Origin of the sequence: Devosia sp., from assembly GCF_028290625.1 — a bacterium.
Taxonomy (GTDB): domain Bacteria; phylum Pseudomonadota; class Alphaproteobacteria; order Rhizobiales; family Devosiaceae; genus Devosia.
This window is the reverse complement of record NZ_JAQGJM010000034.1, coordinates 134,932-155,045: the sequence shown is the minus strand read 5'-3', so window position 1 is coordinate 155,045 and position 20,114 is coordinate 134,932. Positions and strand designations below refer to the sequence as shown.

The following is a 20,114-nucleotide window of genomic DNA, read 5'->3' as shown; positions in this document are numbered from 1 at the left end:
CTAGTTCGCCATTTCGCGGGCGAGATAGGCGCCCAGCTTGTCGAGCAATCCGCCGGTGCCGCGCTTGCGCTCGCTGCCGTCGTCGGAGCCATCGAGATAGCAACCGTGCTCGGTCAGCACCAGCCGCGTCGCGTCGCCCTCCGATTTCAATTCGAACGCGGCCAGCGACACCGAAATACGCTTGTCGCCCACCAGCATGTCATAGCTGTAAACGATGCGCTCATTGACCACGATGTCGTAGTACAGCGCCTCGAACGTGATCACCGGCCCGCCTGGCGGACCGCCGACGCTGGTCTCGCGGCCGCCAACCCGGAAGTCCATCTGGTGGACATCTTTCTCCCAGGTCTCGGGCGCCTCGAACCATTTTTTCTTGGACACCGGGTCCGACAGCGCCTTCCATACCCGCGCCAGGCCGGCCGGATAGTGCCGCTCCAGCGTGAACATAGCGTGCGTGATCGTCCGTTCGGTCATGCCTTGCTCTCGGGCTCGTCATCGGCGGTGGCAGCGAGAAAGTCGCCCAGCCGGTCCAGCCGCTTGACCCAATTGGTGCGGCGTTCGTTGATCCATTGTTCGGCCTGGCTCAGCGCCTCCGCCTCGATGCGCACCGTGCGCACGCGACCAACCTTCTCCGAGCTGACCAGCCCGCTGGCCTCCAGCATCTGCAGATGCTGCACCACGGCTGGCAGGCTCATCGCAAACGGCTTGGCCAGTTCACTCACCGAAACCGGGCCGCGGCTCAGCCGCTCCACCATGCCCCGTCGCGTCGGATCGGCCAGGGCCTGGAACATGAGATCGAGATTCGGGTGCGACTGTTGGTTAAGCATAACCTTAACTAACAATTTCGCCCGCCGATGTCAATGCGAATGCGCGTGAACCGGTGCTGTCGACTGGGGCAGGGGACAGGTGCCAACCGAGCCGCGCCAGTCGATTTCCACCGTCGCGTGGCCGATGGCGTAGCGCTCGGCCAACACCGCCTTGACCCGCTCGGTGGTGGCCGCCGCGTCGGCACCGTCGGCCAGTGACAGCTCCAGCGTCGCCGCCGGTTTGCCCGACGTGATCGACCAGATATGCATGTGGGAAATGGCCTTGACGCCCTCGACCGATGACAGCGCACCGCGCACCTCATCGATCACCACATTGCCCGGCACGCCCTCCATCAGGATATTGAGCGAGCTCTTGAGCAGCGACCAACCGCTGCGCAGGATCAGCGCCGAGAGCAGCACCGACAGGATCGGGTCGATCGGCGTCCAGCCGGTGAACCAGATCACGATCGCCGCGCCGATCGCCGCCACCGAACCCAGTAGATCGCCCATGACGTGCAGCATGGCGCCCTTGATGTTGATGTGCTCCTTGTCGCCCCGCGTCAGGATGAAAAACACCAGCCCGTTGACGACCAGCCCCGCCACCGCGACCGCCAGCATCGGGCCGGCCAGGATATGGCCTTCCCCCGACAGCAGCCGCATCACCGCCTCGTAAAGAATCCACACCGTCAGTCCGAGCAGGGCCAGCGCGTTGACGAAGCCGGCCACCACTTCGAATCGCAAATAGCCGAAGGTGCGCTTGCCGTCCGAGGCGCGTCGGCCGAGCCGGAAACCCGTCCAGGCCAGCGCCAGCGCCGCGGCATCGGTCAGCATATGCCCGGCGTCGGCGATCAGCGCCAGCGAGCCCGACATGGCGCCGCCGATGATCTCGACCACCATGAACCCCGCCGTCAGCATCAGCCCCGCCAGCACTACCTTCTCATTGGTACTGCTGACCTCGGGCGCGTGACTGTGACCCTCGTGGCCATGCTCGTGCCCACCATGATCATGATCGTGGTCATGCTCGGCATGGTCGTGCTCGTGGGCGCTATGGTCGTGAGCGGTCATCGTCGGCGGTCCGGGTTGAAATTCTAACATATGAATGCACGTTCATATGATTTGTGCAACCCACGCCGTGTTTTCCGCGTCAGAAACTACTGCGCAGACGGGCTTGACCTTCCCACGGGTCAACATTGCACAACCGCCACACAGTCGTAAAAGGAGACCACCTATGAAACCCCTGCTGCTTGCATCTGCCCTCATCCTGGCCCTCGTTCTGTCCACCGCAGCGCAAGAGATGCACATGGATCATGGTGCCACGGCCACCGACACTGCCGCGACCACGGCCTACAAGGCCGCTAACATGGATATGCATTCCGCCATGGAAATCGACTATTCCGGCGATGCGGATATCGACTTCGTCCGCGGTATGATTCCGCATCACCAGGGCGCCATCGCTATGGCTAAAGTGGTGCTGGAGCACGGCACCGATCCCGAGATCAAGAAGCTGGCGCAGGACGTCATCACCGCGCAGGAGGGCGAGATCGCCTGGATGCAGGACTGGCTGGCCAAACATCCGGCGCCGTGAAGTGTGCCACGCCCTCGTGGTTCGAGGGTCGCTGCGCTCCCGCCTCACCCTGAGGTCTAGTGGGATCGCGATTTACCGGTAGCCCTCATGGTGAGGCGCGAGCACTTGCGAGCCTCGAACCACGAGGGCGTGGCGACGCCTACCGCTCGTGCCCCGGCCGGCTCACTGAGTTCCGCACGATCAGTTCCGCCCGCAGCAGCACTTCGGGCTGTGCGGGCCTCTTGCCCTCCAGTAGCGCCAATAGCAGGTCCATGGCCTTTTCGCCGATCTTGAGGCGGGGCTGCTTCATCGTCGTCAGCGCCGGGGTCACGAAGCTGGCGAAGGAAATATCGTCGAAGCCCATGATCGAGAAATCGCGTGGCAGGTCGTATTTGCGGGTATTGAGCGAGATGATCACGCCCAAAGCCGTCGCATCGTTCACACAGAGGAAAGCGCTCGGCAGCACATCGCGCACGAACATATGCTCGGCCGCCGCCCGTCCGCTCTCGGTGGTGCCGTCGCCAGCGAGGATCATGCGCGGATCGACCTCGATCCTGGCCGCCTGCAGCGCCGCGCGATAACCCTTCTCGCGCAGCATATTGATCGCCTTGCTGGTCGAATGCCCGATAAAGGCGATGCGGCGGTGCCCCTGCGAAATCAGGTGTTCGGTGGCCACCCGCGAACCCTCGAAATTATCCACGCCGACGAACGGCACCTCGGCATTGGCGACCGGTTCGTTGACCGCCACCATCGGCGGCAGCCGCGCTTCGCCGCCTTCGTGGCCGAAGCCATAGGGCAGATGGCCGGTGAACAGGATCAGGCCATCGGCCTGGTTGGAGCTGATGAAACGCAGATAGTCGGTCTCGCGGGCCGGATCGTTCTGCGTATTGCCGATCAGCACGCCGTAGCCGCGCTTGCTGGCCTCGGTTTCGAGTCCGACGAGGATATTGGAAAAGTTCGGATCGCCCACGTCGGGGGCAAGAATCAGGATCATGTTGCTGCGGCGCATCCGCAGCGAGCGCGCCATGGCATTGGTGGTGTAGCCGGTCTTGGCGACGGCCTCGGTCACCTTGCGTCGCGTTTCGTCAGCGACCTTGGTGGGCTCGTTAATGGCCCGGCTGACCGTGGCGATCGACACGCCGGCCAGTGCCGCGACATCTTCGATGGTGGCCAGTTTCTGGTGCTGCACGCTGCGCTCCGCCCCGCGCGGTCTCGTGTCGGGCTTGGATACCCATCGCGGCGCGAGCCTCTTAGCAGACCCTTTGAACCGCGCGACACCAATCGCGTGAACGTTATACATATTTGCCTCTATGTAAACCTTTACATGATTCTTGAAAACCTTTACATCGATGATCACGGGACGAATGAGCGGGCGTCAAGCCAGCCGCGTCAGGGGAGGGGTTCAGGTCAATGGCGAGCAGTGTCGGCGAAACCGCGCCCATCATTTTGGCCGCCAGCCGCGTCAGCAAATCCTTCGGCGAAATCCCGGTGCTGTTCAGCATCGATTTTGATATTCGCCCCGGCGAAGTCCATGCCGTCATTGGTGAAAATGGCGCCGGCAAGTCGACGCTGATCAAGATCCTATCCGGCCTCGAACAACCCACGTCCGGCTCCATCAGCTTTGATGGCCAGACCGTGGTGCTGCCGCCAAACGGCGCCGCCGAAGCCATGGGTATCGTCCTCATCCACCAGGAAATGAACCTGGCCGAGCACCTGACGGTGGCGGACTCGATTTTTCTCGGTCGTGAACTCAAGAAATTCGGTTTCCTCGACGTCCGCGAGATGCGCAAGCGCGCCGCCGCCGTGATGGAAACGCTGCATGTCCATGTCGATCCCGATGCGCGCATCAATACGCTGTCGGTTGCCGACAAGCAGATGGTGGAAATCGCCAAGGCCATCAGCCGCGATGCCCGCGTGCTGATCATGGACGAGCCGACCGCCGTGCTGTCCGTCGGCGAAACGCAAACCCTATTCGAGCAGATCCGCCGCCTCACCGCGCGCGGCGTCGCGGTCATCTTCATCTCCCACAAGCTCGACGAAATCATGGAACTGGCCCAGCGCGTCACCGTGTTGCGCGACGGCCAACTGATCGCCACCGTGGGCACCGAAGCGCTGACGCCTGACTCCATCGCCCAGATGATGGTCGGGCGCGAGCTCTCCAATCTCTATCCGCCCAAGCACGAGCCCGACGTCGATGCACCGGCCGTCCTGAGCGTGCGCAATCTCAGCGCGCTGGGCGTTGCGGACGTTTCCTTCGACCTGCGCCGCGGTGAAATCCTCGGCTTTGCCGGCCTGATCGGCTCTGGCCGCACGGCGGTAGCAGAGGCCATCGTCGGCCTGACTCATCGCAGCAGCGGCCAGATCACGCTGGACGGCAAACCGGTCGATTTCACCCGTGTCTCCCAGTCGGTCGATGCCGGCCTCGCCTATATGACCAAGGACCGCAAGGGCAAGGGCCTGCTGCTCAATATGGGCCTGCGCCCCAATCTGACCCTGCTGACGGTCAAAAAGCACCTCCGCGCCGGCTTCCTCGATAGCGCCAGTGAGACGCGCGCGCTGGAACGCGCCGTCCGCCGCTTCGATATCCGCGCCCGTGATGCCTCCGTCGCCGTCGGCCGCCTGTCGGGTGGTAACCAGCAGAAGCTGATGCTGGGCAAGACCATGGAGAGCGAGCCCGACATCATCATCATGGATGAGCCGACGCGCGGCATCGATGTTGGCACCAAGCAGCAGATTTATCACATCATCGCGGCGCTGGCCGCCGAGGGCAAATCCATCATCCTGATCTCCTCGGAGCTGCAGGAGGTGATCGGCCTCAGTCATCGCGTGGTGGTCATGCGCAACGGACGCCTCGCCGGCGTTCTTGAAGGCGCCGAGATCACCGAGTCCGAAATCATGCGGTACGCCGCGGGCATCAAGCAGAGTGGAAACGATGAGCGCATCAGCGCCTGATACAGCGGCCAAGCCCGCACGCGGCTTCCGCATCGATCTCAAGACCGCCGGCCCCTTGCTGGCGCTTGCCTTGCTGGTGCTGCTCGGCATCACGCTCAACGAGAATTTCCTGAGCTACAGCAACCTCACTAACGTGCTGGCGCGCTCGTCCTTCATCGGCATCATCGCCATCGGCGCCACTTTCGTCATCACCGCCGGTGGGCTCGACCTGTCCGTCGGCTCAATGGCGGCCGTCATTGCCGGCGTCATGATCATGGTGATGAACTGGCTGATCCCCTCCTTCGGCATCGGCTGGAGCGTGGTGCTGGCCGGCATGGCCTCCGGCATCCTGCTCGGCGGCGTCGCGGGCGTCTTCAACGGCCTGATGATCACCCGCGGACGCATCGAAGCCTTCATCGTCACCCTGGGCACCATGGGCATTTTCCGCTCGCTGGTGACCTTCCTCGCCAATGGCGGCACACTGTCGCTCAATTTCAACGTCGCCGACGTCTACCGCCCGGTCTATTACGACGGCATCCTGGGTGTGCCATGGCCGATCCTCGTCTTTGCCCTGGTGGCGATTGCCGGTGAGATCCTGATGCGCCGCACCGCCTTCGGCCGTTATTGCGCCGCCATCGGCTCCAATGAGCAGGTCGCCCGCTATTCGTCGATCAATGTCGATAACGTCCGGCTGCTGACCTACATCCTGCAGGGCGTGCTGGTCGGCGTCGCCGTGCTGCTTTATGTGCCGCGCCTCGGCTCGGCCTCCAGCACCACCGGCGTGCTCTGGGAACTCGAGGCCATTGCCGGCGTGATCATCGGCGGCACCACACTCAAGGGCGGCTATGGCCGCATCTGGGGCACGGTGGTTGGCGTCGTCATCCTCGGCCTCATCGGCAATATCCTCAACCTGCAAAGCCTGATCAGCCCCTACCTCAATGGGGCGTTCCAGGGCGTCATCATCATTCTCGCCGTGCTGCTGCAGCGCGAACGCCGCACCAGCTAAGCGAACAAAGTTTACATCGCCCAACAATGGGCACTTACGGGAGGACTGCAATGAAACTGGCAAAAACTCTATTGGCGGCGGCGGTTGTCGTCGGCAGCCTCGGCGGCATCGCCGTGGCGCAGGACAAGGTGACGATCGGCGTCTCCGTGCCGGCGGCCGATCACGGCTGGACTGGTGGCGTCAACTACTTCGCCCAGCAGGCTATCGATCGCCTCAAGGTGACCTATCCGAACGTCGAGTTCGTTTTCGCTTCGGCCCCTGATGCGCCCAAGCAGATCGCCGACATCGAAGACATGGTCGCCACCCGCGGTATCGATGCGCTCGTCATCCTGCCCGGCGATCCGGACGCGATGACCTCGGCCATCAAGCAGGTCAAGGACGCCGGCAAGTTCGTCACCGTCGTCGATCGCCAGCTGTCGATCAACGGCGTCGAAAACCTCTACGTTGCCGGTGACAATCCGGGCCTCGGCGCCAATGCCGCTGCCTACTTCAAGGAAGCACTTCCTGAGGGCGGCAATATCGTCATCCTGCGCGGCCTGCCGATCCCGATCGACCAGCAGCGTTTCGACGGCTTCATGGCCGGCATCGAAGGCACCAATCTCAAGGTGCTGGATGACGAATTCGCCAACTGGAACCGCGATGACGGCTTCAAGGTGATGCAGGACTTCCTGACCCGCTTCCCCGATATCAAGGGCGTGTGGACCCAGGACGACGATATCTCCCTGGGCGCCATCGAAGCCATCAAGCAGGCTGGCCGCGATAAGGACATGTTCATCGTTGGTGGCGCCGGCATGCAGCAGATCATCCAGGCCGTCGCCGACGGTAGCGCTTTGACCCCGGTCGACGTCAGCTACAGCCCGGCGATGATCGCCACTGCCATCGAGCTGACTACCGCTCACCTCGTCAGCGGCGTCCAGGTCTCTGGCCGTTACGTGCTCGACTCGACCTTGATCACCAAGGACAATGCGGCTGGGTTCCTCGACCCCGCCAGCCCATTCTGATCGGGCAGGATCAGAGTACGGAAAGGGCGCCTTGGGGCGCCCTTTCTTTTTGTGGGCACGGGTGTGCGGAGGGTGCCAACATAGTAGCCCCCTCATCCGGCGCTGCGCGCCACCTTCTCCCACGAGGGGAGAAGGGTGACGACTGAGAGCTTTCGGTTCCATCCCCTTCTCCCCTCGTGAGAGAAGGTGCCCGAAGGGCGGATGAGGGGGCCCTACACCGTCTCCGGCGTATATCCCGCCTCGCGAATGGCCTCCGCGCCCTTGGCCGCATCGCCGACGAATTCCGCCCGGTGCGTCGCCAGGTCCACCGAAACCGTCGCCCCCGGAAACGCCTCTTCCAGCGCCCGCTTCACCGTCCCGACGCAATGGCTGCAGGTCATGTCGTTGACCGCAAAAACCGTCTTCTCGCTCATCTCAATGTCCTTTCGTCTTGATTGTTTCGCCCGCCAGATCGTCCAGGATCGGGCAATTCGGCCGATCGTCACCGCCGCAGCAATTGGCCAGGTGTTTCAGCGTTTTCACCATGCTCTGCAGCTCGGCAATCTTGGTTTCCAGCGCCGCGATATGGCCGGTGGCGATGGATTTGACCTCGGCGCTGGCGCGCTCCTTGTCCTGCCACAGCCCCAGCAACGTCGCCGTCTCCTCCACCGAAAAGCCCAGCGTTCTTGCGCGCTTGACGAAGCGCAACGTGTGCACCTCGTCGCTGCTATAGACCCGGTAATTGCTCTCGGTCCGCAACGGCGCCCGGATCAGGCCGATGGATTCGTAGTAGCGGATCATCTTGGCCGACACGCCCGTGGCGTTGGAGGCTTGCCCGATATTCATAGTTTTGCTCCTTTCACGCCGCGCAGGCGTTGCGCATTGCCGACCACGAAGACGCTCGATAGCGCCATCGCTCCCGCCCCGATCATCGGCGACAGCAGGATACCGAAAGCCGGGAACAGCACGCCCGCCGCCACCGGGATCAGCACCACATTGTAGCCAAAGGCCCAGAACAGGTTTTCCCAGATGTTCTTCATGGTGGACCGGCTGACTTCGATTGCGTCGAGAACGCCCTTGAGGTCGCCGCCGAGCAGCACCACGTCGGCGCTCTCGATGGCGGCATCGGTGCCGGTACCCACCGCGATGCCGATATCGGCAGAGGCCAGGGCAGGCGCATCGTTGATGCCGTCGCCCACATAGGCAACCTTGCGGCCACCCTCGCGCAGTGAGGCCAGCGCCTCGATCTTGCCCGCCGGCAACACCTCCGCCCGCACTTCATCGATGCCCAATAGTCGCGCGATGGCTTCGGCGGTGCGGCGATTGTCGCCCGAGATCATCGCCGTCTTGATGCCCTTGGCATGCAGCGCCGCGATCACCGCCTTGCTGGTCGGCTTGATGGTATCGGCCACTACAATTGCGGCCGCCAGCTTGTCGTCGATCACCGCGAACACCGGCGTCTTGCCCTCATCGGCCAGCTTCTGCGTCGCCGCATCGAAATCGGCAAAATCGAGATGCGCGAACTGCCGCTGCGCCCCGATGGCCACTAGCCTGCCATCGACGCGGGCTCGCACACCCTGCCCAGGCAGGGAATCGAACTCGGTCACCTCGCCCAGCGCCAGCCCGGCCTTCTCCGCCGCCGCCACGATGGCCGCGCCGATCGGATGCTCGGAGCGCGCTTCCACCGCGGCCATCAGCGCCAGCACTTCGTCATGATCGAAATCATCATCGAGAATGAAGTCGGTCAGTTCCGGCTTGCCCTTGGTCAGCGTGCCGGTCTTGTCGAACGCCACCACTGTAACGTCGCGCAATTGCTGCAGCGCCTCGCTCTTGCGGAACAGCACGCCCAGCTCGGCGGCGCGACCCGTCCCGACCATGATCGAGGTCGGCGTCGCCAACCCCATGGCACACGGGCAGGCGATGATCAGCACCGCGACCGCGTTGACCATCCCGAACACATAGGCCGGCTCCGGCCCCCATATGGCCCACACGCCAAACGTCACAACCGCCAGAGCGATCACCGCCGGCACGAACCATGCCGTGATCTGGTCGACCGTGGCCTGGATCGGCAGCTTGCCGCCCTGGGCTTCCTCGACCATGCGGATGATCTGCGCCAGCATGGTATCGCCGCCCACCTTGGTGGCCCGGAAATTAAAGCTGCCTGATGTATTGAGCGTGCCGCCGACCACCAGCGCGCCGACGCCCTTGGAGACGGGCAGGGGCTCCCCCGATATCATCGATTCATCGACATTGCTCTGCCCGTCGACAATCTCGCCATCGGTGGCGATCTTTTCGCCCGGCCGCACCACGATGATATCGCCGGCCACTACCTGCTCGATCGGCAGTTCAACCACCTGGCCATCCCGCTGCACCCGCGCCGTCTTGGCCTGCTCGCGCACCAGCCGCTGGATGGCTTCGCCCGTGCGCCCCTTGGCGAGTGCCTCCAGCAACCGCCCCACCAGGATCAGCGTGACGATCACCGCCGCCGATTCGTAATAGACATATTGTGTCTGCGCCGGCAGCCATTGCGGCGCGAAGGTCACCACCACCGAGAACAGGTAAGCCGCGCCGGCGCCCAGCGCGACCAGCGAGTTCATCTCCGGCGCCCCGCGCAGCAGCGCTGGAATGCCGATTTTGAAAAAGCGCCAGCCGGGCACGAACAGCACAATGCTGGCCACCACGAAATAGGCGATATAGAGCGCCTGCTGCGGCACCAGGCTCAGCAGCGCCATGTGGAAGTCCATGAAGAAGTGGCTGCCCATTTCCAGCACGAACAGCGGCAATGTCAGCGCGGCGGCGATGGCGACATCGCGCTTGAGCACGCCCGCATCTTCGTCATGGTGCTGGTGGCCGCCGTGCCCATGCTGGCTATGGTCGGTCTGCTTGCCGGTATAACCAGCCTTCTCGATCGCCTTGAGCAGCGCGTCCACATTGCTGGTATCGGCGAGCCGGACGGTAGCCCGCTCGGTCGCCAGATTGACCGATGCGGATGTCACGGAGGGCACCTTGAGCAGCGCCTTCTCCACCCGCGAAACGCAGGAGGCGCAGGTCATGCCCTCGATATCAATGGAAACGGGTCGGGTTTGTAGCTCAGTATCAGTCATGATTTCACCTCGTCCCACAGCATATAAGGGTTCCCATCATGGGAAGGTCAAGGGCTGGAGCGAGGATGGGTGGATTAACCGGATTAAGGGTGCGTTAACCTTCGAATAGTGCATAGCTGGGGTGACATAACTCTATCTACTCGGTCGGCAATAACAGCCCTAGATATAAGTCACCAAACAGAAGGGGAATTTGAAATGAACATCCGCCAGAAACTTGCTCAGTTCGCTCAGTATCAGCAGACCGTTCGTGAGCTCAGCGCTCTCGACAACCGCCAGCTCAACGATCTCGGCATCAGCCGCTTCGATATCAAGGCCGTTGCGCGCGCTGCTCGCTAAGCCTTAAACTTACTACCAGAGCTGAAGATGAAGGCGTCCATTCGGGCGCCTTTTGTCTTTTCCGGGACTCCAAATCCTGAATCCAGTGTGAACGGCCTGCCTCATTCGTGTGCACCAAATGCATAATAGATGTGCATAGAGTCCATCTTCTAATCACGACCCCGCGGCCATACATAAAGGCCATCAACCGAAGGGGAAATGAAAATGACCATCCGCCAACGCCTTGCACAATTCGCCCAGTATCAGCGCACGATGCGTGAGCTCAGCAATCTCGACACCCGCCAGCTTACCGACCTGGGTATCACCCGCGCCGACTTCAAGGCGATCGCTACTGGCAAGCTTGCTCAGTAATCATCGCCGAATTTCAGTGCTGTAGATGAAGGCGTCCATGCGGGCGCCTTTTGTCTTTTATGGGGTCTTGATACAGGACCTACCGGATCACATCCGCCGGCTTCGCTTCCAGCGCCGCGATGGCGTCATCGGGCTTCATGCGCACCTGCAAGCCGCGCTGCCCGCCATTCATGAATATCTCATCGAGCAGCACCACGGTCTCTTCGATCACCGTAGGCACCTTGCGCTTCTGCCCGAACGGGCTGATGCCGCCCACTTTGTAACCGGTCAGCCGCTCGGCATCGACGGGCTTCATCATCGCCGCATGCTTGCCGCCAACGGCGGCAGCGAGCTTCTTCATGTTCACTTCTTCGTCCGACGGCACCACGACGCAGACCGGCTTGCCGTCGACTTCCGCCATCAGTGTCTTGAAAACGATACCGGGTTCCACCCCCATCGCCTCGGCCGCCTGCAATCCGACGCGGTCGGCGTCCGGGTCGTAATCATAATTGGCCAGCGCGAAGGGCAGGCCAGTCTTGGCGATAGCGATGGTGGCGGGCGTTGTCTTGGACATGCCCCATTTCTAGCCGATTGGGCCACCCGATCAAGCGGCGCGCACTACCAGCGGCGCTCGGTAAACGTCAGCCGGTCGACGCCGATGTCACGCTGCAATTTGTCCGAAGCAAACCGCAGGTCGACTGTGGTCTGGCGCTGGCGGCGGGTTGGGCGCGCACCCAGCCAAGCTCTAACGCGAGCGAACAGGGCGGGCTTGCACGGCTGGGCATGAGATGTTGCGATCAAGGTCATAGCTCTAACGGCCCTTATGCCGGGCCGCCTCCTATCCATTCCGATGCACCAGATTTAGGCCTTTGCAGGCTGGTTATCCAATCGAAGCTCGGCTACCATGCATAAGGAGAGGTTATGCATCATGAGCCAGTCGCTGCCGCCCTTGACCGCCATCCGCGCCTTCGAGGCGACGGCGCGTCACCTCAGTTTCACCCAGGCCGCGGCCGAACTGGGCATGACCCAGGCCGCCGTCAGCTACCAGATCAAGCTGCTCGAGGAGCGGGTGGGCGCTCCGCTGTTCTTGCGCAAACCGCGCCAGATCGCACTCAGCGAGTTGGGGGCAAAGCTGGCCCCCGAAGTCACCAGGGCCTTCGATACAATGCGCGAGGCCTTCGCCGATACGCGCGGTCGTGCCGATGGCACGCTCGCCATTTCTTCGGTGCCCATCTTTGCCAGCCACTGGCTGGCGCAGAATGTCGGCCTGTTCCAGGTCGATCATCCTGACATTGCGGTTCGTATCGAGAGCGATGTGCGGCTGACCGATTTTACTGCCGATGAGATCGACGTGGTCATTCGTGGCACCCGCAAGATCCTGCCCGGTCTGGTCGGCCATCTGCTGATCAAGGCGGATTTTACCCCGATGCTCAGCCCCGGCCTAGCCGCGACCATCGGCGGCATTCGCGAGCCCGCGGACCTGCTGAAACTGCCCTTCGTCAACAGCGAGGACGACTGGTTCGAACTGTGGTTCGAACAGGCCGGCGTCAAGGATCGCACGGTGCCGCAACGGCCGATCAGCCTCTTGGGATCGCAGAACCTGGAGGCGGCGGCAGCGGTTGCGGGGCGCGGTATCGCGATGCTGTCGGCCGGATTTTACGGCGATGAGCTTGCATCCGGGCGCCTGATCCAACCCTTCGACCTGCTGGCCTCCGATGGCCATGGCTATTATCTCGTCTACCCCGAGACGCGTCGCAACTCCCCCAAGATCCGCGCGTTTCGCGATTGGATCGTGGAGGCCACTGCGCCGCTTCGCGGCGAGGGCTGATCAAGCGAAAATCGCCCGCTCCCGCGCCACCACTTCGCTCAGGAATTCGGCCACGACCGCAACCCGGCGGATCATCCGCAGGTCTTCGTGCACCACCGTCCAATAGCTTCGCTTGAGCGTATGCGCGGGTAGCACCGGCACCAGCGCGCTATCACCCCGCGCCATGAACCCGTGCAGGATACCAATGCCCGCGCCCGCCCGAACCGCCTCCGTCTGCCCCATGGCGGACGACACGGCAATGCTTGAGCGCCAGTCCTTGAGGAACTCGGCCGTATAATCGAGCGATGCAGTGAACAGCAGGTCTTCCACATACCCCACCAACCGATGCTGCCCCAGGTCCGTCACCGTTTCCGGCGCCCCATGCCGCGCCAGGTAATCCGCCGAAGCATACAGCCCCAGCCGATAATCGGTCAGCTTGAGCGCCACCAGCCGCCCCTCGCTCGGCCGCTCCAGCGTCACCGCGATATCCGCCTCCCGCCGCGACAGCGAGAATGTGCGCGGCACCGGCACCAGCTCGATCCGCAACCCCTGATGCCGCTCCACCAGTTCCCCAATGCGCGGCGCGAGGAAGGCGACCCCGAACCCGTCCGGCGCGCCGACGCGGACCGTCCCCGCAATGCCGCTATCGGCGCCGGCCGCCTCGCGCGCCGCTAGCATTTCGCTTTCGATACGCTCGGCATGGACGAGGAACTTTTCCCCCTCCGACGACAGGTCGCTGCCATTGGTCTTGCGCACGAACAGCCGCGCGCCCAGCGCTTCCTCCAGCGCGGTCAGCCGTCGGGCGACCGTGGCGTGGTTGAGCGCCAAGGCCTTGGCGGCTCCCAGAATCTGCCCCCGCCGCGCCACGGCCAGGAAAATCCGCACATCGTCCCAATTCATCGTGCTACACTTTCTGCACAACCGATGGAAAATCTATCGTGTTGCTCCGCAGAATTTATAGCGGCATGACTGCTCCCCAACAAGAGGAGAGCATCATGCGCACCATCGGCCATTTCATCGACGGCATCGAAACCACCGGCAACAGCGCCGAATACCAGGACGTGTTCAACCCCGCGACCGGCGAAGTTCAGGCGCGCTTGGCCCTCGCCACCCAAGCCGATCTCGACGCAGCCGTCGCCTCGGCTCTCGCCGCGCAACCCGGCTGGGCCGCGACCAATCCCCAGCGCCGCGCCCGCGTCTTCTTCAACTTCGTGGCGCTGATCAATCGCGACATGGACGCCCTGGCCGAATTGCTCAGCCGCGAACACGGCAAGACTTTCGACGACGCCAAGGGCGACGTGATGCGCGGGCTGGAAGTGGCCGAATTCGTCACCGGCGGCCCGCATCTGCTCAAGGGCGAATTCACCGAAGGGGCCGGGCCCGGGATCGACATGTATTCCATGCGCCAGCCAGTCGGCGTTGGCGCCGGCATCACGCCGTTCAATTTCCCCGCGATGATCCCGCTCTGGATGCTGTCGCCTGCCATCATGGCCGGCAACGCGTTCATCCTGAAGCCGTCCGAGCGCGATCCGTCCGTGCCGGTCAAGCTGGCCGAACTCATGCTCGAAGCCGGCCTGCCCAAGGGCATCCTCAACGTCGTGCAGGGCGGCAAGCCCACCGTGGACGGTATCCTCGCCCATGACGGCATCGCCGCCGTATCCTTCGTCGGCTCGACCCCGATCGCCCGCTACGTCTACGCAACCGCGGCCGCCCACGGCAAGCGCGTGCAGGCCTTTGGCGGCGCCAAGAACCACATGATCATCATGCCCGATGCCGACATGGAAAAAGCCGCCGACGCCCTGATGGGTGCCGGCTACGGCGCCGCCGGCGAGCGCTGCATGGCGGTCTCGGTTGCGGTCCCTGTAGGCGATGCCACCGCCGACAAGATCATCGCCGCCCTGCGTCCGCGCATCGAAAAGCTCAAGGTGGGCCCAGCGACCGATAGGGCCACCGAAATGGGTCCCCTGATCACCGCTGCCGCCAAGGAACGCGTCCTCGGCCTCATCGACAAGGGCGTGGAGCAGGGCGCAACCCTGGCCGTCGACGGGCGCGGCCTATCGCTGCAGGGCTACGAAGGCGGCTATTTCGTCGGCGCGACGCTGTTCGACAACGTCACCGCCGACATGGATATCTACAAGGAAGAAATCTTCGGCCCGGTGCTGTCGGTCGTGCGGGCCAAAACCTATGAGGAAGCGCTCAAGCTGACCATGGACAACCCCTATGGCAATGGCACGGCAATTTTCACGCGGGATGGTGACGCGGCGCGTGACTTTGCCACGCGGGTCAATGTCGGCATGGTGGGGATCAACGTGCCCGTGCCGGTGCCGGTGGCCTATCACAGCTTTGGCGGCTGGAAGGCCAGCTCGTTCGGGGATTTGAACCAGTACGGTACCGACTCGATCCGGTTCTGGACGCAGATCAAAACCGTCACGGCGCGGTGGCCCAGCGGCATCAAGGATGGCGAGGAGTTCCAGTTCCCGGTGATGAAGTCGGGGGCACGCCCTCGTGGTTCGAGGCTCGTAAAGAACTCGCACCTCACCATGAGGGCTACTTTGAAACCGAGCTTCCGTATCGAGCTCTCATGTAAGGCCCCCAGTAGTCCTCATGGTGAGGTGCGAGCGCTTGCGAGCCTCGAACCACGAGGACGTGGCACAAACGCAAAGGCCCGGTGATCGCTCACCAGGCCTTTGCCTATTCGTATTGCAAACGGGTCAAACGATCCCGCTCGACCCCGCCTCAATCGCTGGCCGAATAGCCCCGACCTTCGCCCGATAGCCCGCCGCCCGATATGCCGCGACCGGATCGATCGCCCCGCCGGCTCCCAGCCGTGCCATCGCCAAGATCGGCTCGACATCAGTCTGGAACGCCTGCTTCAGCGTCTGCGTCGCTGCCAGCGCGTCGTTGTCCTGCTGATAGCCTTCCAGAGCCTTGCGATCCACGATCAGCGATTGTGCATAAGCGCGCTGCACTTCGGTGGCGCTCAGCATCAGCGACTCGATGGGGTCGGTCACATTGTGCGACTGGTCTAGCATGTGCGCCGGATTGAAATCCTCATAGCGGTTCTCGGCATCCACTAGCTCGTTGAACACCAGGAACAGGCGATACGGATCGATCGAGCCCGCATCCAGATCGTCGTCGCCGTACTTGCTGTCATTGAAATGGAACCCGCCGAGCTTGCCGAACTGGGCAAGGCGAGCGACGATCATTTCGATGTTTACGTTGGGCGCATGGTGTCCCAGATCGACCAGGCAGAACGCCTTGTCGCCCAGTTCCTTGGCGATCAGGTAATTGGTGCCCCAATCCTGCACCACCGTTGAATAGAACGCGGGCTCGTACATCTTGTGTTCGGTGTAGAGGCGCCAGTCATCCGGCAGTTCGGCATAGATCGACTTCATCGCCTCGAGATAGAACTCGAACTGCTTGGTGAAATTGACCTGACCGGGGAAGTTGGAGCCGTCCCCGATCCACACCGTCAACGCCTTGGAGCCGATGGTCTGGCCGATCTCGATGCATTCGAGGTTATGCTCGATGGCCTGACTACGCGTCTCCTTCTGGTAGGCGGCCAGCGAGCCGAACTTGTAGCTCTGCAACTGCCCCTTGGCGTCGGCAAAAGTGTTGGAATTCATCGCATCGAAGCCTAGGCCGAAACGGCTGGCGGCCTGCTTGAGGCGATTGGGATCGGCCTTATCCCACGGAATATGCAGCGAAACGGTTTTCGTGGCGCGGGTCAGCTGGGCGATGACGGCGCAATCTTCGATCTTGTCGAAAATATCGCGTGGCTCGCCAATGCCGGGGAACCGCGCAAAGCGCGTCCCGCCGGTGCCGACGCCCCATGAGGGCACGGCCACCGAAAAAGCGGCGATCTTGGCCTTGATCTCGTCGATGGCAACACCGCGGCGGTCGAGGCGTTCGCCCAGCGTGTCGTAATCGACATTGAGGTCGGCCAAGCGCTCGGCGTTGTTGGCTTCGACGATGGTTTGGTCGATAATGGTATCGGTCATGGTGTTTCCTCCCTTGAAACCCCCCGAGAAAGGCCCCCTCACCCGACCCAAGAGGGTCGACCTCTCCCCCAAAGGGAGAGGTGAAGAGGAGCGCCGATCCCCACCTCTCCCTTCCGGGGAGAGGTCGCCGCATAGCGGCGGGTGAGGGGGCCTTGCTTTCTACTTACCGCGTGAAACTCTGCGCGTTGCCCGCGTCCACATTGATGATATTGCCCGTCGACTTCGCCGACATGTCCGACGCCAGGAAGTAAATCGCCTCGGCGATATCTTCCGGGAACACCGAGCGCTTCAGCAGCGAGCGCTGGCGATACATGTCCTCCAAGCCCTCCTTGTCGGTCTTGTAGGTCGATGCTCGCTGCTCAAGCCATTCACCTGCCCAAATCTTGGAGCCACGCAGCACCGCATCCGGGTTCACCGTATTGACGCGGATCTGCGCTTCCGCGCCTTCCAGCGCTAGGCAACGGGCGAGGTGGATTTCGGCGGCCTTGGCGGTGCAGTAGGCAGCAGCGTTCGGCGAAGCGGCAAGGCCGTTCTTGGACGCCACGAACACCACATTGCCGCCGATCTTCTGCTTGCGGAACAGGCGGAAGGCTTCGCGGCTGACCAGGAAATAGCCCGTGGACAGGATGTCCATGTTCTTGTTCCACAGCTCCAGCGTCGTCTCCTCGATCGGGGCCGACGAGGCGAGGCCGGCATTGGACACCAGAATATCCAGCCCGCCGAACTCAACCACCGCATGGGCGAAGCCGGAGATAACCGCGTCTTCCTTGGTCACGTTGATATTGACCGGCCGGACGAAATCCTTGCCGAAAGCGGCGCTGAGTTCGTCATTCGCGGCGGCCAGCGCCGTCTCGTCGATATCGGCGAGGACGACGCAGGCGCCTTCGCGGAGGAGGCGGGCAGCCGTGGCTTTGCCGATGCCGCCGGCGCCACCGGTAACGAGAGCGATCTGCCCGGCCAGCGATTTCGGCTTGGGCATGCGGGAGAGCTTTGCTTCTTCAAGCAGCCAATATTCGATATCGAAGGCTTCCTGCTCGGGCAGGCCCTGATAGGTTGAGACGGTCGAGGCGCCGCGCATCACATTGATGGCGTTGACATAGAACTCGCCGGAAATGCGGGCGGTGGCCTTGTCCTTGGCAAAGGTGAACATGCCGACGCCCGGCATCAGGTACACCACGGCATTCGGATCGCGTACTGCGGGCGAATTGTCGTGCTTGCAGCGGTCGTAATAGGCCTGGTAGTCCACGCGGTAGGCTGCGACGTCATCAGCCAGCTTAGCGATCACCGCGTCTACATCGGGAGTGGCCGGGTTGAACTCGATCACCAGTGGACGGATTTTGGTGCGCAGGAAGTGGTCGGGACAGGAGGTGCCCAGCGCCGCCAGCGGGCGCAGGTTGTTGGAGTTGACGAATTCCAACACCGCCGCCGAGTCATCGAAATGCCCCAGCTTGTGGCTGTCTTCCGAGATCAGGCCGCGAATTTTCGGCATCAGTTTAGCCGCGATGGCGCGGCGCGCATCGGCATCTAGCGACTTGACGGCTTCGCCGCCAAAAATCGTCTTGCCCTCGGTCTGCTGCTCAAACCATTCGATCGCCTGATTGATGATGGCGATCGTGGTTTCGTAGCATTCCTTGGGCGTGTCGCCCCAGGTGAAGAGGCCATGGCTCTCGAGGATCAGGCCCTTGGAATTCGGGTTCTCTTCGCAATACTTGCCCAGCCAAAGGCCCAGTTCGAAGCCCGGCTTCTTCCACGGCAACCAGCCAATGCTGTCGCCGAAAATCTGCTGGGTCAGCTCGCGCGAATTGACCGAAGCGGCGATGGCGATGATCGCGTCGGGGTGCATGTGGTCCACATAAGGGTGGTTCACATAGGCATGCAGGGGCGTGTCGATCGAGGCGGCGCGCGGGTTCAGGTTGAACGTGGCATGGGGCAGGTAGCCCACCATTTCGTCTTCATGATCGAGGCCGCGATAGAGGCCCTTCAGCGCCCGCAGCTTGTCCATGTAGAGCGTCGAAAAGCCATCGAGCTTGATCGAGGCGCTATCGCCGCCCGAGCCTTTGACCCACAGCACTTCGACGGTCTCGCCGGTCAGCGGGTCCTTCTGCATGATCTTGGACGAGGTATTGCCGCCACCGTAATTGGTGACGCGCTTGTCGCTGCCGAGCAGGTTGGAGCGATAGACGAGGCGTTCGGGCTCGCTCATGGCGGCGGCTTTGGCGTCGTCCCAGAGGTTGGCGAGGCGCTTGGGCGCGGTGGTGGACATGGGGGCTCCTCCAAGAGATTGGCAGCGAAATTGTTGGCGGGACATGGCCACAGATCGTCGCGGACTGTCAATCACAAACGATCAGGTTCAGTCATGACGTTAGTATAACAATCAGGAACGCCAAAATCATGATTGACACTGATTGGAATTGATGGGAGCAAATGGCCAGGGAGAACGCCTTTGCACGAAACCGAGCGCCACAGGGTCATTCTGGCTGCCGTCCAATCGCGGCCGGTCGCCACCGTGACCGATCTGGTCGACATGACCGGAACGTCCGAGGCGACGATCCGTCGTGACATCGCGGCTCTGCACGTGCAGGGCCAGTTGCGCCGGGTGCGTGGCGGGGCCGAAGCGGTCAATCCGCCGGAGCAGGGCGGGCTGATGGGCCGGCCATTCTCGGTCAACGAAACCATCAACATGACCGCCAAGCGCGCCATCGCCCGTGAAGCCGCTGCCCTCTGCAAGGACGGCGAGCCGATCATCATCAATGGCGGCACCACCACCTATCAGATGGTGCATCACCTGGCGTCGCGCCGGTTGAGCGTCTTCACCAACAGCTTCGCCATCGCCGAGCACTTGATCCACAATTCGCGCAATTCCGTCGTCATCCCTGGCGGCACCGTCTATCGCGAGCAGAACGTCATCCTGTCGCCCTTCGGCGGCGTCGTCGCCAGCCACTTCTACGCGCGCAAAATGTTCATCGGCTGCCAGGGCATCGGCCAGCACGGGTTGATGGAGGCCGACCCCATGGTCGTGCAGTCCGAACTCGGGCTGATCGGGCAGGCGGACGAGCTGATCGTGCTCGCTGACTCATCCAAATTCACTTCTCATTCGAGCCTCATCCTGTGTGGGCTCGACCGAATAGCCACCGTCATCACCGACGGCGGCATACGCGACGAAGACCGCCAAATGCTGGAAACGGCAGGCGTGCGGCTCATCGTGGCGGAGACCAGCGCCCAGAGCGATCGCCAAGCCATCGCCTGAGCCAA

20 protein-coding genes and 1 pseudogene are annotated in these 20,114 nt (G+C 62.7%); 9 read left to right on the top strand and 12 right to left on the bottom strand.

From position 1 onward, the window contains the following. The 3 genes from JWR51_RS18860 to JWR51_RS18850 are packed head-to-tail and all read right to left on the bottom strand — an operon-like array spanning position 1 to position 1,868. The gene (locus JWR51_RS18860; protein ID WP_299751101.1) at positions 1-471 is read right to left on the bottom strand and encodes an SRPBCC family protein; all 471 of its coding nucleotides are present in this window, start codon (positions 469-471) and stop codon (positions 1-3) included. After that, positions 468-824 carry a metalloregulator ArsR/SmtB family transcription factor gene (locus tag JWR51_RS18855; RefSeq protein ID WP_299751098.1) on the bottom strand — a complete coding sequence of 119 codons (357 nt, stop codon included), beginning with the start codon at positions 822-824 and terminating at the stop codon, positions 468-470. The genes JWR51_RS18860 and JWR51_RS18855 overlap by 4 nt, the downstream gene beginning before the upstream one ends. Positions 825-854: 30 nt before the next feature. Beyond that, complete coding sequence (locus JWR51_RS18850) at positions 855-1,868, bottom strand: cation diffusion facilitator family transporter (RefSeq protein WP_299751096.1); 1,014 nt, start codon at positions 1,866-1,868, stop codon at positions 855-857. A 163-nt stretch (positions 1,869-2,031) separates the two neighbouring features. Here JWR51_RS18850 and JWR51_RS18845 point away from each other — a divergent pair, with 163 nt between their 5' ends. Next, on the top strand, positions 2,032-2,388 hold the full coding sequence (locus JWR51_RS18845; RefSeq protein WP_299751093.1) for a DUF305 domain-containing protein: 357 nt from the start codon (positions 2,032-2,034) through the stop codon (positions 2,386-2,388). 139 nt (positions 2,389-2,527) lie between these two features. On the opposite strand, the gene JWR51_RS18840 is transcribed toward JWR51_RS18845, so the two are convergent. After that, positions 2,528-3,556, bottom strand: a complete 1,029-nt coding sequence (locus tag JWR51_RS18840) for a LacI family DNA-binding transcriptional regulator (protein WP_299751090.1) — start codon at positions 3,554-3,556, stop codon at positions 2,528-2,530. A gap of 221 nt (positions 3,557-3,777) precedes the next feature. Between JWR51_RS18840 and JWR51_RS18835 the strand changes: the two genes are divergently transcribed. Genes JWR51_RS18835 through JWR51_RS18825 form a run of 3 tightly spaced genes read left to right on the top strand, consistent with a single transcriptional unit; the run spans position 3,778 to position 7,305 of the window. Beyond that, on the top strand, positions 3,778-5,319 hold the full coding sequence (locus JWR51_RS18835; RefSeq protein WP_299751087.1) for a sugar ABC transporter ATP-binding protein: 1,542 nt from the start codon (positions 3,778-3,780) through the stop codon (positions 5,317-5,319). Next, positions 5,300-6,304, top strand: a complete 1,005-nt coding sequence (locus tag JWR51_RS18830; RefSeq protein ID WP_299751084.1) for an ABC transporter permease — start codon at positions 5,300-5,302, stop codon at positions 6,302-6,304. Before JWR51_RS18835 ends, JWR51_RS18830 begins: the two co-directional genes overlap by 20 nt. Positions 6,305-6,354: 50 nt before the next feature. Next, the gene (locus JWR51_RS18825) at positions 6,355-7,305 is read left to right on the top strand and encodes a substrate-binding domain-containing protein (protein ID WP_299751082.1); all 951 of its coding nucleotides are present in this window, start codon (positions 6,355-6,357) and stop codon (positions 7,303-7,305) included. 212 nt (positions 7,306-7,517) lie between these two features. On the opposite strand, the gene JWR51_RS18820 is transcribed toward JWR51_RS18825, so the two are convergent. Genes JWR51_RS18820 through JWR51_RS18810 form a run of 3 tightly spaced genes read right to left on the bottom strand, consistent with a single transcriptional unit; the run spans position 7,518 to position 10,388 of the window. Beyond that, entirely contained in the window at positions 7,518-7,718 is a 201-nt protein-coding gene (locus JWR51_RS18820; RefSeq protein ID WP_299751079.1) for a heavy-metal-associated domain-containing protein, read from the bottom strand. A 1-nt stretch (position 7,719) separates the two neighbouring features. Beyond that, positions 7,720-8,130, bottom strand: a complete 411-nt coding sequence (gene cueR / locus JWR51_RS18815; protein WP_299751076.1) for a Cu(I)-responsive transcriptional regulator — start codon at positions 8,128-8,130, stop codon at positions 7,720-7,722. Continuing rightward, positions 8,127-10,388, bottom strand: coding sequence for a heavy metal translocating P-type ATPase (locus tag JWR51_RS18810; RefSeq protein ID WP_299751073.1), 2,262 nt, complete (start codon positions 10,386-10,388; stop codon positions 8,127-8,129). Before JWR51_RS18810 ends, cueR begins: the two co-directional genes overlap by 4 nt. A gap of 195 nt (positions 10,389-10,583) precedes the next feature. Here JWR51_RS18810 and JWR51_RS18805 point away from each other — a divergent pair, with 195 nt between their 5' ends. Continuing rightward, positions 10,584-10,724 carry a DUF1127 domain-containing protein gene (locus tag JWR51_RS18805; protein ID WP_299751070.1) on the top strand — a complete coding sequence of 47 codons (141 nt, stop codon included), beginning with the start codon at positions 10,584-10,586 and terminating at the stop codon, positions 10,722-10,724. 204 nt (positions 10,725-10,928) lie between these two features. Beyond that, a complete protein-coding gene (locus tag JWR51_RS18800; RefSeq protein WP_299751067.1) occupies positions 10,929-11,075 on the top strand; it encodes a DUF1127 domain-containing protein in 147 nt (48 codons plus the stop codon). Between the two features lie 79 nt (positions 11,076-11,154). Here JWR51_RS18800 and ybaK read toward each other — a convergent pair whose 3' ends face one another. Together ybaK and JWR51_RS18790 are read right to left on the bottom strand one after the other, a co-directional pair. Beyond that, a complete protein-coding gene (gene ybaK, locus JWR51_RS18795) occupies positions 11,155-11,628 on the bottom strand; it encodes a Cys-tRNA(Pro) deacylase (RefSeq protein WP_299751064.1) in 474 nt (157 codons plus the stop codon). Between the two features lie 44 nt (positions 11,629-11,672). Continuing rightward, complete coding sequence (locus JWR51_RS18790; protein WP_299751061.1) at positions 11,673-11,855, bottom strand: hypothetical protein; 183 nt, start codon at positions 11,853-11,855, stop codon at positions 11,673-11,675. Positions 11,856-11,982: 127 nt separating this feature from the next. Here JWR51_RS18790 and JWR51_RS18785 point away from each other — a divergent pair, with 127 nt between their 5' ends. Next, positions 11,983-12,882 carry a LysR substrate-binding domain-containing protein gene (locus JWR51_RS18785; protein WP_299751058.1) on the top strand — a complete coding sequence of 300 codons (900 nt, stop codon included), beginning with the start codon at positions 11,983-11,985 and terminating at the stop codon, positions 12,880-12,882. Here the strand turns inward: JWR51_RS18785 and JWR51_RS18780 are convergent, their stop codons facing one another. After that, positions 12,883-13,761 (bottom strand): LysR family transcriptional regulator, encoded by an 879-nt coding sequence (locus JWR51_RS18780; protein WP_299751055.1) that lies wholly within the window; start codon positions 13,759-13,761, stop codon positions 12,883-12,885. 95 nt (positions 13,762-13,856) lie between these two features. Here JWR51_RS18780 and JWR51_RS18775 point away from each other — a divergent pair. Further along, a pseudogene (locus tag JWR51_RS18775) lies at positions 13,857-15,350 on the top strand (CoA-acylating methylmalonate-semialdehyde dehydrogenase); the annotation flags it as partial. A 222-nt stretch (positions 15,351-15,572) separates the two neighbouring features. Here JWR51_RS18775 and rhaI read toward each other — a convergent pair. Both rhaI and JWR51_RS18765 read right to left on the bottom strand, forming a co-directional pair. After that, on the bottom strand, positions 15,573-16,862 hold the full coding sequence (rhaI, locus tag JWR51_RS18770) for an L-rhamnose catabolism isomerase (RefSeq protein WP_299751052.1): 1,290 nt from the start codon (positions 16,860-16,862) through the stop codon (positions 15,573-15,575). A 163-nt stretch (positions 16,863-17,025) separates the two neighbouring features. Further along, the gene (locus JWR51_RS18765; protein ID WP_299751049.1) at positions 17,026-19,125 is read right to left on the bottom strand and encodes a bifunctional rhamnulose-1-phosphate aldolase/short-chain dehydrogenase; all 2,100 of its coding nucleotides are present in this window, start codon (positions 19,123-19,125) and stop codon (positions 17,026-17,028) included. Positions 19,126-19,305: 180 nt separating this feature from the next. Here JWR51_RS18765 and JWR51_RS18760 point away from each other — a divergent pair, with 180 nt between their 5' ends. Further along, positions 19,306-20,109: a DeoR/GlpR family DNA-binding transcription regulator gene (locus JWR51_RS18760; protein WP_299751046.1), complete on the top strand. Its 804-nt coding sequence runs from the start codon at positions 19,306-19,308 to the stop codon at positions 20,107-20,109. Positions 20,110-20,114: the final 5 nt, after the last annotated feature.